Source organism: Streptomyces sp. NBC_00490, assembly GCF_036013645.1.
Taxonomy (GTDB): Bacteria; Actinomycetota; Actinomycetes; order Streptomycetales; family Streptomycetaceae; genus Streptomyces; species Streptomyces canus_F.
This window is the reverse complement of the sequence record NZ_CP107869.1, coordinates 3,987,960-4,007,941: the sequence shown is the minus strand read 5'-3', so window position 1 is coordinate 4,007,941 and position 19,982 is coordinate 3,987,960. Positions and strand designations below refer to the sequence as shown.

Genomic DNA, 19,982 nt, shown 5'->3' with positions numbered 1-19,982 from the left:
ACATGGACGTCTATCACGCGGGCTCGCGGACCGTGCAGGACCGGGTCGGGGTGCGGGAGCAGGCGGACCACGTGGGGCGGGCGATCGGCGAGGGCATCAAGCCGGTCGCGGCGGCCTTCCTCGAACTCCAGCCGCTCCTGGTCCTGGGCGCCGCCGACCCGTCGGCGGGCCGGGTCTGGGCGTCGCCGCTCTCCGGGACACCGGGGTTCGTCCGGGCCACCGGACCGCACCGGATGTCGGTGGCCGGCGGGGTCCCGGAGACCGACCCGCTCGCCACCGCCCTCGCCACCCCCGGCACGCCCGTCGGCACGATCGCCCTCGACCCCCGCACCCGCCGCCGTATGCGCCTGAACGGCCGACTCCGGCCGACGGCACGGGGGTTCGCGGTGGAGGCGGAGAAGGTGTTCGCCAACTGCCCGAAATACCTGCAGAGGAGAGAGTCGTACGAGGTGGTGGGCGACCGGCGACCGGGAGTTGCGGTAAGGGGCGGTGAACTGGGGCCGGAGCAGGCAGAGTTCATTTCGGCGGCCGACACGTTCTTCATGGCGACCGTGCACTCCGGCACCGCTGCCGAGGTCAGCCATCGGGGCGGCAACCCCGGCTTCGTGCACGTCGATTCACCCCGTGAGCTGAGCTGGCGGGACTACCCGGGCAACTCCATGTTCCTCACCCTGGGGAACCTCGCGGCCGACCCGAGGGCCGGGCTGCTGTTCCTGGACTGGACGAGCGGGACGACACTGCAGCTGACGGGCGAGGCGCACACGGAGTTCGGGACGGAACGCCGGGTGCGGTTCACGGTGACCGAGGTGGTGCAGACGCCCTCGGCGGTGCCGCTGCGCTGGTCGGCGCCCGCATACTCGCCCGCGAATCCGGAGCCGGCGGGCTAACTTCCGTACATGCGGAAGAAGCTGAGGGTGGCGGCCTACGCCATATGTGTCCGGGACGGCAAGCTCCTGCTCGCCCGCTGGATCGACGGCGCCGGCAGGCCGGAGTGGATCCTGCCGGGCGGCGGGATGGAACACGGGGAGGATCCGTACGACACCGTCCTGCGGGAGGTGGACGAGGAGACGGGCTACACCATCGAGATCACCGGACTCCTGGGCGTGGACACCCGCCGCCACACCCACACCCGCCGCTTCGGCCGGGTCGTCGACCACCAGGCGCTCCGGCTCGTCTACGAGGGCCGGGTCACCGGCGGTGAGCTACGCAACGAGATCGGCGGCTCCACCGACATGGCCGCCTGGCACGACCTGGACGCGGTGACCGACCTGAACCGGGTGCCCCTGGTCGACATCGGGCTGCGGCTGTGGCGCGAGCGGCCGGCGGCGGGGCGGGCGGTCTAGCGGTCGTACCCCCGAAAATGAACACGGAGTGACCGCCTCCCGGCCGTTCGAGGTGCGGCCGTGGACGCGGAGGGTGGCCCAAGATCCACGTACGGTGATCGGCGTTGCGCGTTGCGGTCTCGTTCACGCACAGGTCATTCCCGGTGCCAACGATCCACAGTGAGCGGGTTGTTCGCGACAGCGAGTCCCCCGCGACCACTGCCGACGCGTTCGCACTCGGGGAGACCGCGCCATGTCGCGCACACGCTCTGTCGTCACCTCCGCCCTGGCGGTCAACCGCCGTACCGTCCTCGCAGCCACCGGCGCCGCGGCCGTCTCCGCAGGGGTCGGTTACGCCCTGCGGCCCACCGACAGCCAGGCCGCCACCACCACCGGCACCGCCGCACAGGGGGCGCCCGTCGCCCAGTCCCGGCAGGCCCCCGCCGTCCCGCTCGCCCCGTACACCCGGGGCACGACCGTCGCCACCGTCGCCGCCGCCCGTACCGCCTCCGGCTTTCGCCGCCTCGGTGACGGTCCCGGCTGGGCGCGAGTGGTGCGCAGTGAGCTCGCCGCACCGAAGGCGGGCCGCGCGGGCCGGCGTACCGCGCTCGCCGCGTTCGTCCAGCTCACCGATCTGCACCTGATCGACGCCCAGCACCCGCTGCGCCTGGAGTACCTCCGCTCGGCCGACGTGCACGCCTGGCGGCCCCAGGAGGCGCTGACCGTGCACGGGGCGATTGCGCTCGTGGAGCGGATCAACGCACTGCGCGGCGCCCCCGTCACCGGCACGCCGCTGCACTTCGCCATGACCACCGGTGACAACACGGACAACAACGCCAAGTCCGAGCTGGAGTGGTTCCTGAAGGTCATGAGCGGTGGCCGCATCACCGCCAACACGGGGGACCCGCGGCAGTACGAGGGTGTCCAGAACAGCGGGATCAAGCAGTACTGGCAGCCCGACACCACCGCCCGCGACGCCGACAAGCAGCGCGGCTTCCCGCACCTCGACGGCTTCCTCGCCGCCGCGATCCGCGAGCTGAACAGCCCCGGCCTGAACCTCCCCTGGTACTCCACGGTCGGCAACCACGACTCCATGCCCCTGGGCTGCTACGCCTCCCACGGCGACTCCTGGCTCACCGAGTACGCCGTCGGCGGCAAGAAGCTGATGAGCCTGTCCGCCGGCGAGGCCAAGAAGCTCCAGGACGCCATCAAGAAGGCCAAGGACCCGAGAGGCGTCGGCTTCCGCGACCTCCTCAAGGCGCACGCCCGTGACATGCGTTCGGTGACCCCGGACGAGCGGCGGGCACCGTTCACCCCCCGCGAGTACGTGCGGGCCCACCTGGACCCGGCCTACCGCGGTCTCGGCCCGGTCGGCCACGGCTACTCCACCGCCAACCTCGACGCGGGCACCCAGTACTACTCCTTCCGCATCGCCGAGGACGTCATCGGCATCAGCCTCGACACCACCGACGCGGGCGGCCACTACGAGGGGTCCGTCGGGACGGCCCAGATGAAGTGGCTGGACAAGACGCTCAAGGACAACAAGGACTCGTACGCCGTCGTCTTCAGCCACCACACCAGCAAGTCCATGGACAACACCCGCCCCGACCCGGCCCGACCCGGCGAGCGCCGCCACACCGGTGCGGAGGTCGTCACCCTGCTCGGCCGCCACCGCAACGTCCTGGCCTGGGTGAACGGCCACATCCACCGCAACGAGATCACCCCGCACGCCGTCGGCAACGGCCGTTCCTTCTGGGAGATCTCCACCGCCTCCCACGTCGACTACCCCCAACTCGCCCGCGTCGTCGAGCTGGTGGACAACAAGGACGGCACGATCTCCCTCTTCACCACCTGCGTCGAGTCCTCGGCCCCGCACCGCACGGACTTCGCCGACCTCTCCCAGACCGGCCTGTCGGCCCTGTACCGCGAGCTCTCCTACAACGCCCCCGGCGGCCGCACGGACCTGGCGGGCACGACGGGCGACCGCAACACCGAGCTGGTGCTGAAGAAGGGCTGAAACCCGCTCAACCGGCACACCCGGCTCAACCTCGGCGATCTCCGCCGGGTCTCACCCCCCGACCACGCTCGACGAAGAGCACAAAGGGGAGAGACATGACCGTACGGACGACTCTCGTGGCGGCGACGGCCGTGGCGCTGTCACTGGCCCTGGCGGGCCCCGCGTTCGCGGCCGCGCCCGCCGGAGGTGACCACGAGAGGACCCGCGAGGCGATCGAGGCCGCCGTGAAGGACGGCGTACCCGGGGTGACGGCGACGGCGAGGACCGGACACGATGTCTGGGCCACGACCGCCGGGGTGGGCAACCTCAAAACGGACCAGCCGCGTTCGGTCCACGACCGCTACCGCGTCGGCAGCATCACCAAGACCTTCGTCTCGACGGTCCTGCTGCAACTGGAGGCGGAGGGCCGGCTGTCGCTGGACGACAAGGTGGAGAAATGGCTGCCGGGTACGGTCCGGGGCAACGGCCACGACGGCCGCCGCATCACCCTGCGCCGGCTCCTCAACCACACCAGCGGCATCTTCGACTACACCGCCGACGACGGTTTCGTCAGGACGTACTTCCTCAAGGACGGCTTCTTCGAGCATCGCTACGACACGAAGGCGCCGGCGGACCTGGTGGCCCTCGCGATGACCCACAAGCCGGACTTCGCGCCGGGCACGTCCTGGAACTACTCCAACACCAACTACGTCCTGGCGGGCATGGTGATCGAGAAGGTCACGGGCAGGCCGTACGGGGACGAGGTCCGCCGGCGGATCGTCAAGCCCCTGTCCCTGGACGCCACCTCCGTCCCCGGCACCCGGGTCACCGTCCCGGGACCCAGCAGCCGCGCCTACTCCAAGCTCGCCGAGACGGCGACGGGACCGACGTACGACGTCACGAAGCTGAACCCCTCGCTCGCCTCCTCGGCGGGTGAGATGATCTCGGACTCCTCCGACCTGAACCGCTTCTACTCCGCGCTGCTGCGGGGCAAGCTGCTCCCGCCGAAGCAGCTGAAGGAGATGAAGACGACCGTGCCGGTCGAGGTCATCCCGAACGCCGGCTACGGCCTCGGCCTCATCGACCGCAAGCTGTCCTGCGGCGTCCACGTCTGGGGCCACGGCGGCGGCATCCACGGCTCGACCTCGGAGGCGGTGACCACGACGGACGGCCGCCACTCGCTCGCCCTCAACTTCAACGGGGACTGGTCGGGCGACACCGACGCCGTGATCGAGGCGGAGTTCTGCGGCAAGCGGAGCTGAGGCTCCGGGCCTTGGAGCCCGGTGAGCAGGTCGGGCGTGTGGTGCTGGCGCAGGGCGGGTTCAATCCCTGGTTGCAGAACGCCTTCTTCCTGAGCGGGCTCATCGGGGCGCGCTTCGCCGCCGCCTCGTGGGGCGGGCCGGGTGTTTTCGATCTGCTCTGGACCCTTCTGGGGGCGCTGGCCGGAGTTGTTCTCGGCACCGTGTTCATCAGCCGCCGTGTGGTGCTGATGACCGACCGGGGTGTCGTCGTGCTGGAGTACGGGCGGTTCGGGAGCGTGCGGCCGACGCGCGTCCTCGCGCGGTTGCCGGCGGGGACGGGACTGGGCCCGCTGTCCGGGCTGTGGGCGCGGACCGAGCTGGCCGGTGAGCGGCTCTGGGTCCACCGGAGATGGCACCGGGACGCCGCTGTGCCGAGGGCGCCGCACGTCGGTGGGTGGTAGGCGGCCGCATGCGTGAGGAGGGGCCGCCGATCCCCCTCCGATCGGCGGCCCCTCCTCTCCCCCCTTGGTGCTGACCCGGTCCGTCACTACCGGGGCAGCACCACGACATACGCCGCCGGGTCGCGGTCGCCGGACGCCATGAGCGCCGTGCGGACCACCGTCGCCTGTTGTTCCGCCGCCTCGCGGAGCTTCTTCGGGGTGATGTGGACGACCGTGATGCCGAGGCGCTCCAGGTGTTCGCGCTTGCGGGCGTACTCGGACCACAGGGCGTCCTCGTCCTGGCGGGGGGCCCGGGTGTCCAGCTCCACGGCCACCGCCTGCTCCGGCCAGTACGCGTCCAGGCCGCCCAGGTGGGGGCCGCCGGGGAGGCGGAGGTCGACGTTCCACACCGGGTCCGGCAGACCGTGCTCGCGGACCATGCGGTACAGGCGGTCCTCCGCGATCGACCGGCCTTCCGCGAGCAGGGAGTCCACCGCGTCCACCACGTGCGGGCGGCTCAGCAGCTTCGCGTTGTTCAACTCGCGGACCACCGCCGCCGGTTCGCAGTGGCCGCCCCGGACCGCCTCGGTGAGCAGCCGGCGTACCACTCCCGCGTCCGACAGTTCCGCCACCGCGTCGGCCAGGGCGCGGGGCACCGGGGCCACCGGAAGGCCCGTGACCTGCTGTGGGGCCGGCAGGGACGTCGTACGGACGATGCGGGCGCAGCCCGTCGAGCGCAGCCGGCGCAGGCGCGGGACCAGGACGTCCAGCTTGTCCTGCGACATCAGCGGGGGCGCCGACGTGAAGCCGTGCAGCGTCAGGGCCGCCAGACCGGTGAGCATCGCCTCCGCGTACGTCGGGGCGTGCGGCTGCTCGGCTCCGGGCTGGGCCGGGACCCCCGCCGGGCGCTCCTTCGCCGTGTACATCAGGACCGCGTGCAGGCGCTCCTCGCTGGTCGGCGGGCCCGGGTGGAGCAGGATCACGCCCGGCAGGAGCTGCTGCCAGGGGCCGCCGGGGCGGCACTGCTCGTTCGTCTCCGAGGAGGAGACGCCGTGCGACCTCAACTGCGCGGCCGTCATCACCCGGCGGTGCACCTCCGAGAGGTGGCGGACCGGGCGGGGGGAGAGCGGGGGGACCGGGGTGTTGTGGTTCATGCAGCGGAGATTCCCGCCGTTGATCTGATTCCTAACCCCTGTTACATGCCTGTCGACGAATGCGGACAAGGCGGTACTAAAGGACGGGTGTTCGGGTGCCGAGTAGGCGGCGAAAACCCCTGGTCCGAATGGGTTGGACCAGGGGTTACGGCCGCTATTGCCTGAATTTCGTAACGGCTACCAAGAGCCCAAGCTCAGGGCAGAGATCGGTGGAGATCGGCGGCGGTCGGCGGCGACCGGCGGTTCAGCCCGCCGTCGCGTCGCACTCCTGTCCGCGCAACGCCCGTGCCAGGTCGTCCCGCGCCTCCAGCACCAGCCGGCGAAGGGCCGGTGCGGCCTCCTCGTGCGCCGCCAGCCACGCGTCCGTCGCCTCCACCGTCGCCCGCGACTGCTGGAGCGAGGGGAACAGGCCGCCGACCACGTCCATGCCGATCTGGATCGAGCGGTCCGTCCACACCCGCTCGATCACCTCGAAGTACTTCGCCGCGTACGGCGCCAGCAACTCCCGCTGCGAGGACTGGTTCCAGCCCGAGATCGTCGCCCCGACCAGCGCGTTCGAGAGGGCGTCGGACTCCACCACCTGTGCCCACGCCTGCGCCTTGACCGCCGCCGACGGGCGGGCCGCCAGACAGCGGATCTGATGGCGCTTGCCCGACGCGGTGTCGTCGCGGGCCAGTTCCGCCGCGAGCGCCGACTCGTCCGCCACCCCGTGCGCGGCCAGCGGCTCCAGGAACGCCCAGCGCAGCTCCTGGTCCACCTCCAGGCCCTCGATCTTCGCCGTTCCCTCCAGCAGACCCTGGAGCAGCTGGAGATCCGCCGCACCCGACGCCACCGTCGCGAAGAACCGCGCCCACGCCAGCTGGTGCTCGCTGCCCGGCTCCGCCAGCCGCAGCTCCTTCAGCGCGCCCTCGGCCACCAGCCGCTCGCCCGTCGCAGCCCACTCGGGGGTCACGTAGTTGACCAGCGAGGAGTTCGCCCACGCGTGCAGCATCTGCAGCACACCGATGTCCGACTCCCGGCCCGCGAACCGCAGCACCAGGTCCACGAAGTCCCGGGCGGGCAGCAGAGCGTCCCTCGTCATGTTCCACAGCGCCGACCAGCACAGGGCGCGGGCCAGCGGGTCGGTGAGGTCCCCCAGATGACCCTTGAGGGTCTCCAGGGAGCCCGTGTCGAACCGCGTCTTGCAGTACGTCAGGTCGTCGTCGTTGACCAGGACGAGCTCCGGCGCCTGCGCGCCCGCCAGCTCCGGCACGACCGTCCTCGGCCCGTCGACGTCCACCTCCACGCGCGCGTACCGCTCGACCGCCCCGTCCGCGCCCTTGCGGTACAGGCCCACCGCCACCCGGTGCGGGCGCAGTTCGGGGTGGGACTCGGCGGCCTCCTGGACCACGGCGAGCTCGTCCACCAGGCCCTCGGGGTTCAACAGCACCTGCGGGGTCAGGGAGTTCACCCCGGCCGTCTGGAGCCACGACCGCGACCAGGCCGCCATGTCCCGGCCGCTGGTCTCCTCCAGCACCGACAGCAGGTCACCGAGGCGGGTGTTGCCGTACGCGTTGCGCTTGAAGTAGCGCCGCGCGCCCTCGAGGAACGCGTCCTGGCCGACGTACGCCACGAGCTGCTTCAGCACGGAGGCGCCCTTCGCGTACGTGATGCCGTCGAAGTTGAGCTTGGCGTCCTGGAGGTCGCGGATGTCGGCCGTGATCGGGTGCGTCGACGGCAGCTGGTCGGCGCGGTACGCCCAGGCCTTGCGGCGGTTGGCGAAGGTGATCCAGGCGTTCTCGAAGCGGGTCGCGCCGACGTTGGCGAACGTGCCCATGAAGTCCGCGAAGGACTCCTTCAGCCACAGGTCGTCCCACCACACCATGGTGACGAGGTCGCCGAACCACATGTGGGCCATCTCGTGCAGGATGACGTTGGCCCGCGCCTCGTAGGACGCCTGCGTCACCTTGCCGCGGAAGATGTACTCCTCGCGGAAGGTCACCAGGCCCGGGTTCTCCATCGCGCCCAGGTTGTACTCGGGCACGAAGGCCTGGTCGTACTTCCCGAAGGGGTACGGGTAGTCGAAGTGCTCGTGGAAGAAGTCCAGGCCCTGCTTGGTGATCAGGAAGACGTCGTCGGCGTCGAAGTGCTTCGCCAGTCCCTTGCGGCACAGGGCGCCGAGGGGGATCTCCAGCGTCGTGCCGTCGCCCAGATCGCGGGAGTAGGAGTCCGTCACGTAGTGGTACGGGCCCGCCACGACACAGGTGATGTACGTCGAGATCGGCTTCGTCTCCGCGAAGCGCCACACGCCCTCGGACCGTTCCCCGACGCCGTTGCTCCACACCGTCCAGGCCTCCGGCGCCCGCACCTCGAAGCGGAACGGGGCCTTGAGGTCCGGCTGCTCGAAGTTGGCGAAGACGCGGCGGGAATCGGCCGGCTCGTACTGGGTGTAGAGGTAGACCTCTCCGTCCTCGGGGTCGACGAAGCGGTGCAGGCCCTCGCCGGTGCGGGAGTAGGCGCACTGGGCGTCGACGACCAGCTCGTTGTCGGCGGCCAGGTCCTCCAGGGTGATCCGGGAGCCGTCGAAGACCTCGCTCGGGTCCAGGTCCTTGCCGTTGAGTGAGACGGCCGTCACACTCGGCGCGATCAGATCCGCGAAGCTGGACGCGCCGGGCTCGCTGCACCGGAAGCGGATCGTGGTCACGGACCGGAAGGTGCGCGGCGCCTCGTCCCCGCCGCCCACGGCGGAGCGGACGTCGAGGGACACGTCGTACCCGTCGACGGACAGCAGGGCGGCCCGCTCCCGGGCCTCGTCGCGGGACAGATTCTCACCGGGCACGGGCGGCACTCCCTCGGGGGGTGTTCGGTATGTGGACAGCACCGATCCTGCCATGTGCCCCTGACGCGCGGCAGCAGGGAATGAGGGGCGGCAACGGGAATGGGGCGGGACGCGGACGGCGTTCCCTCTTCGTTCGAACACTTTCCTGAGGAGACGCATGTCCGAGACCAGCACCGCGAAGACGCCCGTCGACTTCTGGTTCGACCCCCTGTGCCCGTGGGCCTGGATGACCTCCCGCTGGGTCCTGGAAGTGGAGAAGGTCCGGGACATCGAGGTGCGCTGGCACATCATGAGCCTGGCCGTGCTGAACGAGGACAAGATCGACCAGCTGCCCGAGGAGTACCGGGAGATGCTGGCGACCAAGGCGTGGAAGCCGGTACGGGTGGCGACGGCCGCCTGGCAGAAGCACGGCGCGGACGTTCTCGGCCCGCTCTACACCGCGCTCGGCACCCGCTTCCACAACAACGGCGAGGGCCCGACGCTCGAGGCCATAGCCGCCGCGCTGGCCGACGCCGGTCTCCCCGCCGACCTGATCGACTACGCCGACCAGGAGGACTTCGAGTTCGACGCCGAACTGCGCGCCTCCCACAAGGAGGGCATCGAGAAGGTCGGCCAGGAGGTCGGCACCCCGGTCATCGCCGTCCCCGGCCCCGACGGCGAGCAGATCGCCTTCTTCGGCCCGGTCGTCACCCCGGCCCCCAAGGGCGACGACGCGGCAAGGCTCTGGGACGGCACCCTCGCGGTCGCCTCGGTCCCGGGCTTCTACGAGATCAAGCGCACCCGCACCAAGGGCCCGGACTTCAGCAACCTGTGACCGGCGCGGTCAGCCGAAACTCGCGGGAAGACTGAAGCCCTTCGACTGGTTCCAGCGCGGCTGGACCCACCGGCACTGCCCTGCCGCGGTGCCGCCCTCGCACCGGAAGTAGCCGGGGGCCTCCTTCTTCCCGCGCAGCGACTCGATGTACTTCTCCTCCGCCTTGTTGACCTTGCGGAACGAATACGCCTTGCCCTTGGGGCATGTGGGGCAGTGGATGTAGTCGGACATACGGACCTCCCCCTGGTCGGAAGGGGAGCGTAGGCCCGCGGCCCCGGTGGGCGTGAGCCCGGAATCCGTCAGTTCTCGGCGGCCTTCTCCTCGCGGAACTTCTCGGGGAGGCGGCCGCCGTCGTTCTTGTTGAGGTGGCGGTAGTACGAGAGACAGCCCCCGGCGGTGCAGCGCCACAGGTTGTCCACCCGGTACCCCGAGCCCTTGTCCTCGCGCACCGCCGTCTTCTCCGCCTCGGTGAGAAGCCGGAAGTCCTCCATGGATCCGCAGGTCGGGCAGGCCAGCTTGCGTGTCCCCATCAACCCCTCCTCGCGATCACCGCCAGATCAGGGAAGTCCGTCACCACCGCGTCGACTCCCAGCCGGTAGTACAGCGCGTATTCGGCGAACGCGTCCCCGAAATCGTTTGCTCCGCTTCCGCGCCGGAAGGCCGCGGGCAGGAACTGGTTCTCCGCGCGGAAGGTGTACGGCCCCACCCTCAGCCCCGCCGCGTGCGCGTCCGCGAGCAGGGTCGACGCGGCGACCGACGACTTGTCCGGCCCGATCCACGCCGCGTACCGCGCGATCCGCGCCAGCCCCGCCGGGGTCATCATGTCCGCGTACGTCGTCGGATCACCGGCCGAGACCAGGTCGTACGGTCCTCCCGTCGTCCCCAGCGCCTGCCACAGCGGCACGCCGAGCCCTGTCATCCGCCGCAGGCTCGTCGGCTCGAAGGACTGGACGACGCACTCGCGCGGCCCGAGGCGGTTGCGGCGGATCAGGGCCGTCAACCGCGGCTCCAGCTCCAGGCCGATCGAGCGGAAGTACGTCGGGTGCTTGGTCTCGGGGAAGACGGCGATCGTGCGGCCGGACGACCGCGACAGTTTCCGCGCCAGCTCCACCACCTCCTGGAAGGTGAGGATCCGCTCCCGGCCGTCGAAGACCGTGTTGCGGTTGCGGACCAGCGGCAGCCGCTCCACCGCCCACAGCGTCTTCAGCTCCGCCAGCGTGAAGTCCTCGGTGAACCAGCCGGTCACCGACCGCCCGTCCACCGTCTTCGTCGTACGGCGGTCCCCGAACTCCGGGTGCGACGCCACGTCCGTCGTCTGCGAGATCTCGTTCTCGTGCCGGACCACCAGCACGTGGTCCTTGGTCGGCACCAGGTCCGGTTCGATCCAGTCGGCGCCCACCTGGACGGCGTACGTGTAGGAGGCGGCGGTGTGTTCCGGGCGCCACCCGGCGGCTCCCCGGTGTCCGATCACCAGGGGCCGCCCCCTTTCGGGAACCGCCGCGTGGGCGGGCACGGCCGCGGCCACCGGGGCGGCGGCGGCCGCGAGCAGGACGGAACGACGTCTCATCTCGGTCATGCGACTCCCCATTCCCGTACGGCGATTCAGTCGCGTGCCCGGTCGCGGGCCGCCGCCAGCCGCGCCAGATGCTCCTCGTGCCCCTGCGCGTAGAACGCCACCCGCTCGGCGTCCGGCTCCACCACCGACGTCGGCCGCGTCCACGCCTGCGCGTCCAGCTCCACCCCGAACCGCTCGGCCGCCGCGAGCACCGCGCCCCGCGCCCCCACCTCGCCCTCGACGACCCGCAGCGGGCGCCCGAGCACGTCGGACAGCAGCCGCATCCAGGCGGGACTGCGGGTGCCGCCGCCGCACACGGCGAGGGAACCGGTCAGACCCGCCGCCTCCAGGCAGTGCCGGGCCGCGTACCCGATGCCCTCACAGGTGGCCCGGACCAGGTCGGCTCGCGTCGACTCCAGGGAGACACCGCTGAGTTCGGCGCGCAGCCGGGGTTCGACGAAGGGCGCGCGCTCGCCCGAGGGAGCGAAGTACGGCAGGACACGGACCCCGTTGGCGCCCGGCGGGGTCTTCGCGAGCAGGCCGTCGACCTCCTCGTGCCGGACGCCCGTCGTCGACAGCACCCAGTCCAGGGCCGCCGTGCCGACCATCGCCGGCATGGCGCGCAGCCAGTGGCCCGGGCGGTCGGTGCAGATGTACAGTCCGGCCGGCTCACCGGTCAGGTCCACGTCACCGGTGGCGACCAGGCTGGCCAGACAGGTGCCGACGATCAGCAGCCCGTCGCCGGGCGCGGTCACCCCGGCGCCCAGCGCGCAGGCGGGCAGGTCGTAGGGGCCGTCGGCGACCCGGGTACCGGCCGGCAGGCCCTCGCCGCGCGCCTCGCCCGTGGCGAGGGGGTCGCTGACCGGGGCCAGCAGACCGCGCCGGTGGGTCAGGCCCAGCAGCTCGACGACCCGGTTGTCGTAGGTGCGTGAGCGCGGGTCCAGGAACGGCATCGACGCGTCCGAGACGTCCGTCGTCGCCCGGGCCGCCCCCGTCAGCCGCTGGAACACCATGTCCTTGCAGTAGACGGCCGCCGACGCCGCGTCCAGCGACTTCGGGTCGTGGCTGTCCAGCCAGGCCAGCAGCGGCCCCGGACAGCCCGGGAACATGGCGCTGCCCGTCCGCCGGAACACCGTCTCGAACGTGCCGTCCGCCAGCCACCGGTCGACCAGCTCGTGCGCCCGGCCGTCCATCCAGGACGCCGCCGAACGCACCGGACGGCCCCGCGCGTCCACCAGCCACACCCCGTCGCCCTGCCCGGTGAGCCCGGCCAGCTCCACGGGCCCGGGCACCCGCGAGGTCACCTCCTCCAGGACGGCGACGACAGCCCCGTACACCTCGTCCATGTCCTGCTCGACGAAACCGCCGTGCAGGGCGAGGCCCACCGGGCGGGCGGCGACGGCCAGTTCACGTCCCGAGCCGTCGAAGGCGGCGGCCTTCACCATGGACGTGCCCACATCGATCCCCACGTACATGAGCGCCTCCTCGAGTCTCAGGTCAGACAGTGCGCCGGCGGTTCCCCGCGCAGCCAGCGGCCCACTTCCTCCGCCGCGATCCGTGCCGCCTTCTCCGCCACCGCGCGCGAGGCCCCGCCCAGATGCGGGGTCATCACCACCCGTTCCGCCAGCCCCAGCAGCCGTGAGTCCGCCGGCACCGGCTCCCTCGCGTACGTGTCCAGCGCCGCCTCCGACAACCGCCCGCTCTCCAGCGCGTCGCACAGCGCCTCCTCGTCCAGGAGGGGGCCGCGGGCCGCGTTGACCACGACCGCGCCCGGCGGGAGCAGGGCCAGTTCACGGGCGCCGATCAGGCCCCGGGTCTCCTCGGTCAACCGGGCGTGCAGGGTGATCACGCGGGATCTGCGCAGGAGTGCGTCGAGGGACGGCACCCGCAGACCGTGGATCTCGCCGCGGACGTAGGGGTCGTGGACCATGACCTGCGCGCCGAAGGCACAGAGCACCCGGGCGACCCGGCTGCCCACCGCGCCGTAGCCGACGAGCCCGACCGGGAGGTCCTCCAGTTCCAGTCCGCTGTTCTCGTAGGTGTAGTACGCCGCCCCCTCCCAGCTCCCCTGTCCGGCGAGGAGGTGATGGGCCTGGGGGATACGGCGGAGAGCGGCCAGCAGCAGGCCCACGGTGAACTCCGCGGTGGCGGCGGCGTTGCGCCCGGGCGTGAAGCAGACGCGGACGTCGTGCGCCTTGGCCGCCTCCAGGTTGACGTTGACCGGACCGCCCCGGCAGACGACCACCAGACGCAGCGAGGGCGAGGCGGCCAGGACCCGTTCGGTGACCGGGCCCATCTGTGTGACCAGCACCTGCGCACCGGACAGCGCCCCGATCAGCTCCTCCTCGGCATCGCTCGCCTCCATGACCTCCGCGACCGGCCCGAACGGCTCCAGGGGCCAGCCGAGCGTCAACTCACGTACCTCCGCGGCCTGTTCGCCGACCTCGTCGGCGACCGCGCGGGCGATCAGGCCCGGCAGGACGAAGTGGTCGCCGGCTGCCGTGATCCGCAGGATCTCGCTCATCGCAGGGACTCTCCCGTCTCGGCGTCGAAGACATGGGTGAGGTCCGGGTCGGCGGTGACACGGACGTCGTCGCCGTGGGTGAGCCGGACTTCCGGGCCGGTGAGGACGACCAGTTCCACGCCCTCCAGGGCCAGCGTGGCGATGCCCGACTCCAGCAGGGGTTCGTGGGCCACGACCCGCGCGGCCAGGCCCTCGTCCCCGGACAGCCGCAGATCCTCCGGGCGGATCCCGACCACCACCTCCCGGCCCGCCGCCACCGGCACCGGGAGCGCGATCCGCACCGACTCCGAGAGACGGGCGTGACCGTCGTCGGTCGCGACGCCGTTCAGCAGGTTGATCGCGGGTTCGCCGACGAAGTCGGCCACGAAGACATGGGCGGGGTTGTCGTAGATCTCGTACGGCGTGCCCAGCTGCTGGATCACCCCGTCCCTCATCACGGCGATCCGGTCGGCGAGGGAGAGGGCCTCCTCCTGGTCGTGGGTGACGAGGATGGTCGTATGGCCCAGGTCCCGCTGGATGCGCTTCAGTTCCCGGCGCGTGGTGTCGCGCTGGGCCGCGTCCAGATGGGAGAGCGGCTCGTCCAGGAGCAGGACGTCCGGTTCGCGGATCAGGGCGCGGGCGAGGGAGACGCGCTGTTTCTGGCCGCTGGACAGGCCCGCCGGGCGGGCGTCGAGAAGGTCGCCCAGACCGACCCGTTCGGCGATGTCCGCCACCGTCCGGGTGACGTCCCCGCGGGCGGCGCGGCGCCGCGCCTTCAGCCCGAACGCCAGGTTCTCCGCCACCGTCAGCGGCGGATACAGCGCGTAGTTCTCGAAGGCGACGCCCATGTTGCGGGCCTGCGCGGGGCTCTGGATCACCGATCGTCCGTCCACCAGGATGTCCCCGCCGGTGACCGTCTCCAGACCGGCGATCATCCGCAGCGTGGTGGACTTGCCGCACCCGGACGGACCCAGCAGCCCGAGCAACTCCCCGGACCGCAGGGCGAGGTCGATGCCCCGTACGGCGTCCACGGCCGGGCGTCCCCGTGACCGGTAGGTCTTGCGCAGCTCACGTAACTCCAGCTGGGTCATCGCCGCCCCTCGTCGCGTTCGTCGCACAGACCTCGTACCGGACCTTGTGCTCGTCCAGGTCCCGCAACGCGTCCGCCGGCGCCCCGTCGTCGACCAGCACCAGGTCGAAGCGGGAGAGGGGGGCGACGCGGTGCAGGGCGGTCCGGGCGAGCTTGGTGTGGTCGATCAGCAGGACGTTGCGGGCGGCCGAGTCGAGCATCGCCCGCTTCACCGACACGATGTGCTGCTCCTGGTGGTAGGCGTATCCGCCGTGCACGGCCGACGTGGACGCGAAGCAGACGTCCACGCGCAGGGACTGGACGGCCTCGACGCAGGAGACGCCGAGGAAGGAGGAGTGCAGGGGGTCGTAGTCGCCGCCGAGGGCCATCAGGTGGATGCCGCGCCGGTCGGACAGGAGGTTGAGCGCCTCCAGGAAGTTGGTGACGACCGTCAGCGGGGTGATGTCGCCCAGGCGGAGCCCGCGGGCTATCTCCAGGGTGGAGGTGGAGTCGTCCAGCATGATCGCCATGCCGGGCTCGATGAGCTTGAGGGCGTGGTCGGCGACGGCGGCCTTCTCGGCCCGCATGGTCTTCAGGCGGTACTGCACGTTGGACTCGAAGACCCCGGACGGCTGGGCGGTCACCCCGCCTCTGAACTTCCGGACGATCCCCTGCCGTTCGAGCTCGTCGAGGTCCCGGTGGATCGTCATCAGGCTCACCCCGAACCGCTCGGCGAGCTCGGCGGCGGTCGCCGTGCCGTCGGCGAGGACCTGCTCCGCCATGGCGGACTGGCGGGCCGCGGGACCCTGTTGTGCGCTGTTGCTCATCGTTTCCCGATCCGTCGTCCTGGGCGCTCCGGCCGGTCGGCCTCGAACAGCAGCAGGTTCTCAGGCCGGACCGTCAGCCGTACCGGATCGTCGGGACGCAGGCCGGTGGTGTCGGCCCGGGGTGCCACGAGAGAGACGTGCTGCTCGCCGAGGCGGACGGTGACCTCGACGGCTCGGCCGAGGACCTCGGTGACGTAGACGGTGCCGGTGAGTTCGAGGCCCTGGCCGTTCAGGGCGATGTCCCTGGGGCGGACCCCGACGAGGACGGCCGTCCCCGGTGCGGCCTTCGCCGACAGCGGCAGCTCGACCTTCCCGTCCGCCGACCGGAAACCCCCGCCCCCGGTCACGGTCCCCGGCAGCAGATTGATCCGCGGCCGCCCGAACGCCCGCGCCACCTCGGTGTCGTGGGGCCGGTACCAGATCTCCTCCCGCGTGCCCGTCTGCACGATCCGCCCCTCCCGGATGACCCCGATCCGGTCGCCGAGCGCCAGGGCTTCGACGGAGTCGTGGGTGACGTAGAGGGTCGTCGTGCGCTGTACCGCTCCGATCGCCTTCAGCTCGGCCCGCATCTGCTGGCGCAGTTTGGCGTCGAGGTGGCTGAGTGGCTCGTCCAGCAGGAAGGCGCGTGCGGGCCGGACCAGCACGCGGCCGAGGGCGACGCGCTGCCGCTGACCATTGGACAACTGGCCGACCGGTCGATCCAACAGGCCACTGATGCCGAGGAGTTCCGCGATCGCGCCGATCCGTTCGCGGGCCTCGGCGGCCGGGAGGCGGTGCCGGGGCGAGCGGAGCGGGGAGGCGAGGTTGTCGTACGCCGACTTGTGCGGATAGAGGGCGTAGCTCTCGAAGCACATCGCGACGCCACGGTCGTACGGCTCGACGTCCCGCATGTCCTTGCCGTCGATCTCGACCGTCCCGGCGTCGGGGAGCTCCAGCCCCGCCACCGTCTTCAGCGTCGTCGTCTTCCCGGCCCCCGACGGACCGAGCAGACAGAAGAACTCGCCCTCCCTGACCTCCAGTTCGAGCCCGTCGAGGGCCGTGACCTTGCCGTACGTCTTTCTGACCCCCCGCAGCCCGATCACGACTTCACCGCCCCGAACGACAGCCCCCGCACCAGATACCGCTGGATGGTCAGGGCGAGCAGCAGCGGCGGTACGACGGAGACCAGGGCCGCCGCTGCCGTGAGGTTGTACTTGGGGCGGTCGCCGCCGAGGAAGGACAGCGCGCCGACGGTCACCGTCTGGGCCTCGTTGGAGGTGAGGATGAGGGGGAAGACGAAGTTGTTCCACGCGAAGATGAAGGCGAGCAGCGACACGGCCGCCACCCCCGGCTTGACCAGAGGAAGGGCCACCCTGAAGAAGGCCTGTTTGCGGGTGTAGCCGTCCAGCAGGGCCGCCTGCTCCAGCTCCGGGGTCAGATCGGCGAAGTAGGACCGCATGATCCACACGATCAGCGGGAGGGTGACCAGCTGGAGCACCCAGATCATGCCGACGTACGTGTCGAACAGACCGAGCTTCTGGTAGAGCACGAAGAGCGGGATGATCACGGTCAGTTCGGGTGCGAACCGGAACGACAGCAGCGTGAACATCAGGTTCTCGGAGCCCCTGAACCGCCACCGCGCCGAGGCGTACGCCGCCGGCAGGCCGACCAGCAGCGACAGCAGCACCGCCCCCAGGGACACCACCAGGCTGTTGACGAAGAACCGCACGAAGGGGATGCCCTCGCTGTCGCCGAGGACCGTGCGGTAGCCGTCGAGGGTGGGGGAGAAGGAGAAGTAGGTGCTGAAGAGCTCGTTCGTGGGCTTCAGGGACAGGATCAGCATCCAGGCGATCGGGAAGAGCGCGAAGACGAAGTAGACGATGAGGGCGGCATCCGCCAGCCAGCCCGACAGGCGCTTGCGCAAGGTCATTTGGGGGCCACCTCCGCCGCCTTCCGCTGGATCTTCCCCAAGTGGCGGACCAGCACCATCGCGGCCAGGTACACCACGGCCCACAGCACGATCGTGTAGCTGATCCCGAAGGAGTACCGCTGGAAGCGGATCGCCTCCAGGTACGCCCGGATCTGGAGGACCACGGTCGAGTCGCCGGGCCCGCCCTCGGTGAGGGCGTAGATGATGTCGAACACCTTCAGCGAGTCCATGAACCGGAAGATCACCGCGACCAGGACGTACGGCCACAGCATCGGCAACGTCAGTCGCCGGAAGGTGTACCACCAGCTCGCCCCGTCGACCGCCGCCGCCTCGAAGGGCGATGTCGGCAGCGACCGCAGTCCGGCGAGGGCGAGGATCGCCACGAACGGGGTGTAGACCCACACGTCCACGGCGATCGACGACAGCAGCGCCCCGGTCGGGGTGTCCGTCCACTGCACGTCGCCCAACCCCACCGGTTTCAGCAGGTAGTTGATGACTCCCACCGACGGTTGCAGCATCAACTTCCAGATGATCGCCGCGATCACGGGGGCGATCATCAACGGCAGGATCAGGATCTTCTCCAGCACCCGGCCGACGATCGACGAGCGGTGCAGCAGCAGGGCGACGGCGACCCCGAGGAACGTCTCGGCGGCGGCCGCGCCGACCGCGTACAGGACCGTCACCCAGGCCGAGTTCCAGAAGGCGTCCTGTGTGAAGACGGTCTGGTAGTTCTCGAACCGCACCATGTCGGGCTGCGGTTTGCTCGCCGAGAAGTCGAAGAGCGTGTAGTACAGACCGAGTCCGAAGGGATAGAGGATCCCGCAGGTCAGCAGCAGGGCGGGGACGATCAGAACGTACGGACGCAGGGCGAGCCGCATGGCTAGTCCACCTTGTCGGCGAGGTCGCCCGCCAGACCGTTGAGCACCGACTCGGCGTTCTTGCCGCCGTAGATCTCCTGGAGGGCCGCGGCCCAGCTGGTGGTGGCGTCGAAGAACTGCGCCTGCGGAGTGAACTGGATCTTCGTCTGGTCGACCACCGTCTCGAAGGTCTCGATGAAGCCGGGCAGGCTCTTCATCTTGTCCTTGTACGCGGCGTCGTCGGCGACCGACTTCCGTACCGGGTCGATGTGGCTGTGCGTGATCGCGCTCCTGCGCAGATGGTCCTTGCCGGTGGCCCACTGGAGGAACAGCCAGCTGGCGCTCTTCTTCTTGCTCCTGGCGTTCATGCCGAGCGACCAGATCCACATGTTGGTGGCGAGCGAGCCGTCCGGCCCCTTCGGCCCCGGATGGAAGGCGATCTTCCCGGAGGCAGGGCTGGCGCCCTTCACGGCCTGGAAGTACGCGGCCGTGTCCGCGTCGAAGAGCATCCCGGCCTTCTTCGCGCCGAGGTCGCTGGAGCACTGGTACCAGGTGTACGACGTCCAGGACGGCGGACCGCCCTGCTTGACCATGCCGGCCCAGTCCTCGGTGAACGCGACGGCCTCCGGGGTGTTCATGGCGGGCGTGAGCTTCTCACCGCTGACCGTGAAGTCGTGCAGGCCGTTGCGGGCGTACATGGTCATGAAGCCGGGGTGGATGGTGGCCCAGCTGCGGGAGCCGCGGACGGCGATCCCGTACATGCCGTCGAACCCGGCGCCGGGCGCCTTGTCCTTGATGACCCCGGCGATCTCGCGCAACTCGTCGAAGGTCTCGGCCGGTCGGAGGCCGAGCTTCCTGAACACCTCGGTGTTGTAGGCGACGACGTTCGTCTCCCACCCCCACGGCAGCGCGTACTGCCCGCCCTGCCCGAGCGGGGCACCGGCCTTCAGCGACCACTGGTCGGCCTGGAGCAGGTTGGGGAAGAAGTCGGCCTGGTCCCATTCGGCGCCGGTGGCCGCGGAGTTGCGCATCCAGGGCCCGAGATCCTCCAGCCAGCCCGGTGGCCCGTACTGCCACACCATGTACGCGCCGAGCATGAAGACGTCGTAGGAGGCGCGTCCGCTGGACAGGTCCACGGTGAGCTTGTCGAAGTAGTTGTCCTCGGGGAAGACGTCGTACTCGACCTTGATGCCGGTCCGCTCGGTGAAGGCCTTGAGGTCGGCGATGAGCGCGTCCGTGTACGGGTGCTTGTTGAGCAGCGCCTTGACGGTCGTGCCCTGCTCGCGCTTCCAGTCGAAGGAGCCGGTGACGTCGTCCGCGGCGGAGCCGTCCCCCTTGTCGTCGTCCCCGCCGAAACCGGCACCGCAGGCGGACAGGACGGGGGCGGCGGCCAGAGCGGCGCCGAGCGCGAGGAAACGTCGGCGGTCGTGCGCGTGCGTGTCCATCCGTGACCTCCAGGTGGGGCTGGGTCCGGTGC

19 protein-coding genes are annotated in these 19,982 nt (G+C 70.7%); 6 read left to right on the top strand and 13 right to left on the bottom strand.

Annotated elements, in window-relative coordinates; genetic code table 11:
• Window positions 1–2: 2 nt before the first annotated feature.
• The 5 genes from OG381_RS18100 (at window position 3) to OG381_RS18080 (ending at window position 5,020) form a co-directional block, all read left to right on the top strand.
• A complete protein-coding gene (locus OG381_RS18100; RefSeq protein WP_327717125.1) occupies window positions 3–887 on the top strand; it encodes a pyridoxamine 5'-phosphate oxidase family protein in 885 nt (294 codons plus the stop codon).
• A 9-nt stretch (window positions 888–896) separates the two neighbouring features.
• A complete protein-coding gene (locus tag OG381_RS18095) occupies window positions 897–1,343 on the top strand; it encodes an NUDIX hydrolase (RefSeq protein ID WP_327717124.1) in 447 nt (148 codons plus the stop codon).
• A 232-nt stretch (window positions 1,344–1,575) separates the two neighbouring features.
• Window positions 1,576–3,339, top strand: coding sequence for a TIGR03767 family metallophosphoesterase (locus tag OG381_RS18090; RefSeq protein WP_327717123.1), 1,764 nt, complete (start codon window positions 1,576–1,578; stop codon window positions 3,337–3,339).
• A 95-nt stretch (window positions 3,340–3,434) separates the two neighbouring features.
• Window positions 3,435–4,580 (top strand): serine hydrolase domain-containing protein, encoded by a 1,146-nt coding sequence (locus OG381_RS18085; protein ID WP_327717122.1) that lies wholly within the window; start codon window positions 3,435–3,437, stop codon window positions 4,578–4,580.
• A gap of 11 nt (window positions 4,581–4,591) precedes the next feature.
• Window positions 4,592–5,020, top strand: coding sequence for a hypothetical protein (locus tag OG381_RS18080; RefSeq protein WP_327717121.1), 429 nt, complete (start codon window positions 4,592–4,594; stop codon window positions 5,018–5,020).
• An 86-nt stretch (window positions 5,021–5,106) separates the two neighbouring features.
• Here the strand turns inward: OG381_RS18080 and OG381_RS18075 are convergent, their stop codons facing one another.
• Entirely contained in the window at window positions 5,107–6,153 is a 1,047-nt protein-coding gene (locus OG381_RS18075) for a hypothetical protein (protein WP_327717120.1), read from the bottom strand.
• Between the two features lie 244 nt (window positions 6,154–6,397).
• The gene (pepN, locus tag OG381_RS18070) at window positions 6,398–8,971 is read right to left on the bottom strand and encodes an aminopeptidase N (protein WP_327717119.1); all 2,574 of its coding nucleotides are present in this window, start codon (window positions 8,969–8,971) and stop codon (window positions 6,398–6,400) included.
• A gap of 157 nt (window positions 8,972–9,128) precedes the next feature.
• Here pepN and OG381_RS18065 point away from each other — a divergent pair, with 157 nt between their 5' ends.
• Window positions 9,129–9,785, top strand: coding sequence for a DsbA family protein (locus OG381_RS18065; protein WP_327717118.1), 657 nt, complete (start codon window positions 9,129–9,131; stop codon window positions 9,783–9,785).
• 9 nt (window positions 9,786–9,794) lie between these two features.
• On the opposite strand, the gene OG381_RS18060 is transcribed toward OG381_RS18065, so the two are convergent.
• The 11 genes from OG381_RS18060 to OG381_RS18010 all read right to left on the bottom strand — a co-directional run bounded on the left by OG381_RS18060 (window position 9,795) and on the right by OG381_RS18010 (window position 19,950).
• Window positions 9,795–10,016, bottom strand: coding sequence for a hypothetical protein (locus OG381_RS18060; RefSeq protein WP_327717117.1), 222 nt, complete (start codon window positions 10,014–10,016; stop codon window positions 9,795–9,797).
• A 68-nt stretch (window positions 10,017–10,084) separates the two neighbouring features.
• Window positions 10,085–10,315 carry a hypothetical protein gene (locus tag OG381_RS18055; protein WP_327717116.1) on the bottom strand — a complete coding sequence of 77 codons (231 nt, stop codon included), beginning with the start codon at window positions 10,313–10,315 and terminating at the stop codon, window positions 10,085–10,087.
• Window positions 10,315–11,361, bottom strand: a complete 1,047-nt coding sequence (locus OG381_RS18050; RefSeq protein WP_327717115.1) for a glycerophosphodiester phosphodiesterase family protein — start codon at window positions 11,359–11,361, stop codon at window positions 10,315–10,317. The genes OG381_RS18055 and OG381_RS18050 overlap by 1 nt, the downstream gene beginning before the upstream one ends.
• Before the next feature lie 26 nt (window positions 11,362–11,387).
• Window positions 11,388–12,815, bottom strand: a complete 1,428-nt coding sequence (locus OG381_RS18045) for an FGGY-family carbohydrate kinase (RefSeq protein WP_327717114.1) — start codon at window positions 12,813–12,815, stop codon at window positions 11,388–11,390.
• 17 nt (window positions 12,816–12,832) lie between these two features.
• The gene (locus OG381_RS18040) at window positions 12,833–13,864 is read right to left on the bottom strand and encodes a 2-hydroxyacid dehydrogenase (RefSeq protein WP_327717113.1); all 1,032 of its coding nucleotides are present in this window, start codon (window positions 13,862–13,864) and stop codon (window positions 12,833–12,835) included.
• Complete coding sequence (locus OG381_RS18035) at window positions 13,861–14,934, bottom strand: ABC transporter ATP-binding protein (protein ID WP_327717112.1); 1,074 nt, start codon at window positions 14,932–14,934, stop codon at window positions 13,861–13,863. The genes OG381_RS18040 and OG381_RS18035 overlap by 4 nt, the downstream gene beginning before the upstream one ends.
• Window positions 14,912–15,739 carry a DeoR/GlpR family DNA-binding transcription regulator gene (locus OG381_RS18030; RefSeq protein WP_327717111.1) on the bottom strand — a complete coding sequence of 276 codons (828 nt, stop codon included), beginning with the start codon at window positions 15,737–15,739 and terminating at the stop codon, window positions 14,912–14,914. Before OG381_RS18030 ends, OG381_RS18035 begins: the two co-directional genes overlap by 23 nt.
• Window positions 15,736–16,821, bottom strand: coding sequence for an ABC transporter ATP-binding protein (locus tag OG381_RS18025; RefSeq protein WP_327717110.1), 1,086 nt, complete (start codon window positions 16,819–16,821; stop codon window positions 15,736–15,738). The genes OG381_RS18030 and OG381_RS18025 overlap by 4 nt, the downstream gene beginning before the upstream one ends.
• Window positions 16,818–17,648 carry a carbohydrate ABC transporter permease gene (locus tag OG381_RS18020; RefSeq protein ID WP_327717109.1) on the bottom strand — a complete coding sequence of 277 codons (831 nt, stop codon included), beginning with the start codon at window positions 17,646–17,648 and terminating at the stop codon, window positions 16,818–16,820. The genes OG381_RS18025 and OG381_RS18020 overlap by 4 nt, the downstream gene beginning before the upstream one ends.
• Window positions 17,645–18,526 (bottom strand): carbohydrate ABC transporter permease, encoded by an 882-nt coding sequence (locus tag OG381_RS18015; protein ID WP_327717108.1) that lies wholly within the window; start codon window positions 18,524–18,526, stop codon window positions 17,645–17,647. Before OG381_RS18015 ends, OG381_RS18020 begins: the two co-directional genes overlap by 4 nt.
• Before the next feature lie 2 nt (window positions 18,527–18,528).
• Window positions 18,529–19,950, bottom strand: a complete 1,422-nt coding sequence (locus OG381_RS18010) for an ABC transporter substrate-binding protein (protein ID WP_327717107.1) — start codon at window positions 19,948–19,950, stop codon at window positions 18,529–18,531.
• Window positions 19,951–19,982 lie beyond the last annotated feature (32 nt).

Excerpts from the sequence above, each read along its gene's own strand:
- OG381_RS18020 (WP_327717109.1), bottom strand. The coding sequence starts at position 17,648 with ATGACCTTGCGCAAGCGCCTGTCGGGCTGGCTGGCGGATGCCGCCCTC.
- OG381_RS18095 (WP_327717124.1), top strand. The coding sequence starts at position 897 with ATGCGGAAGAAGCTGAGGGTGGCGGCCTACGCCATATGTGTCCGGGAC.
- OG381_RS18035 (WP_327717112.1), bottom strand. The coding sequence starts at position 14,934 with ATGACCCAGCTGGAGTTACGTGAGCTGCGCAAGACCTACCGGTCACGG.
- OG381_RS18060 (WP_327717117.1), bottom strand. The coding sequence starts at position 10,016 with ATGTCCGACTACATCCACTGCCCCACATGCCCCAAGGGCAAGGCGTAT.
- OG381_RS18015 (WP_327717108.1), bottom strand. The coding sequence starts at position 18,526 with ATGCGGCTCGCCCTGCGTCCGTACGTTCTGATCGTCCCCGCCCTGCTG.
- OG381_RS18085 (WP_327717122.1), top strand. The coding sequence starts at position 3,435 with ATGACCGTACGGACGACTCTCGTGGCGGCGACGGCCGTGGCGCTGTCA.
- OG381_RS18075 (WP_327717120.1), bottom strand. The coding sequence starts at position 6,153 with ATGAACCACAACACCCCGGTCCCCCCGCTCTCCCCCCGCCCGGTCCGC.
- OG381_RS18010 (WP_327717107.1), bottom strand. The coding sequence starts at position 19,950 with ATGGACACGCACGCGCACGACCGCCGACGTTTCCTCGCGCTCGGCGCC.
- OG381_RS18030 (WP_327717111.1), bottom strand. The coding sequence starts at position 15,739 with ATGAGCAACAGCGCACAACAGGGTCCCGCGGCCCGCCAGTCCGCCATG.
- OG381_RS18090 (WP_327717123.1), top strand. The coding sequence starts at position 1,576 with ATGTCGCGCACACGCTCTGTCGTCACCTCCGCCCTGGCGGTCAACCGC.
- OG381_RS18055 (WP_327717116.1), bottom strand. The coding sequence starts at position 10,315 with ATGGGGACACGCAAGCTGGCCTGCCCGACCTGCGGATCCATGGAGGAC.
- OG381_RS18040 (WP_327717113.1), bottom strand. The coding sequence starts at position 13,864 with ATGAGCGAGATCCTGCGGATCACGGCAGCCGGCGACCACTTCGTCCTG.
- OG381_RS18045 (WP_327717114.1), bottom strand. The coding sequence starts at position 12,815 with ATGTACGTGGGGATCGATGTGGGCACGTCCATGGTGAAGGCCGCCGCC.
- OG381_RS18065 (WP_327717118.1), top strand. The coding sequence starts at position 9,129 with ATGTCCGAGACCAGCACCGCGAAGACGCCCGTCGACTTCTGGTTCGAC.
- OG381_RS18050 (WP_327717115.1), bottom strand. The coding sequence starts at position 11,361 with ATGACCGAGATGAGACGTCGTTCCGTCCTGCTCGCGGCCGCCGCCGCC.
- OG381_RS18100 (WP_327717125.1), top strand. The coding sequence starts at position 3 with ATGGACGTCTATCACGCGGGCTCGCGGACCGTGCAGGACCGGGTCGGG.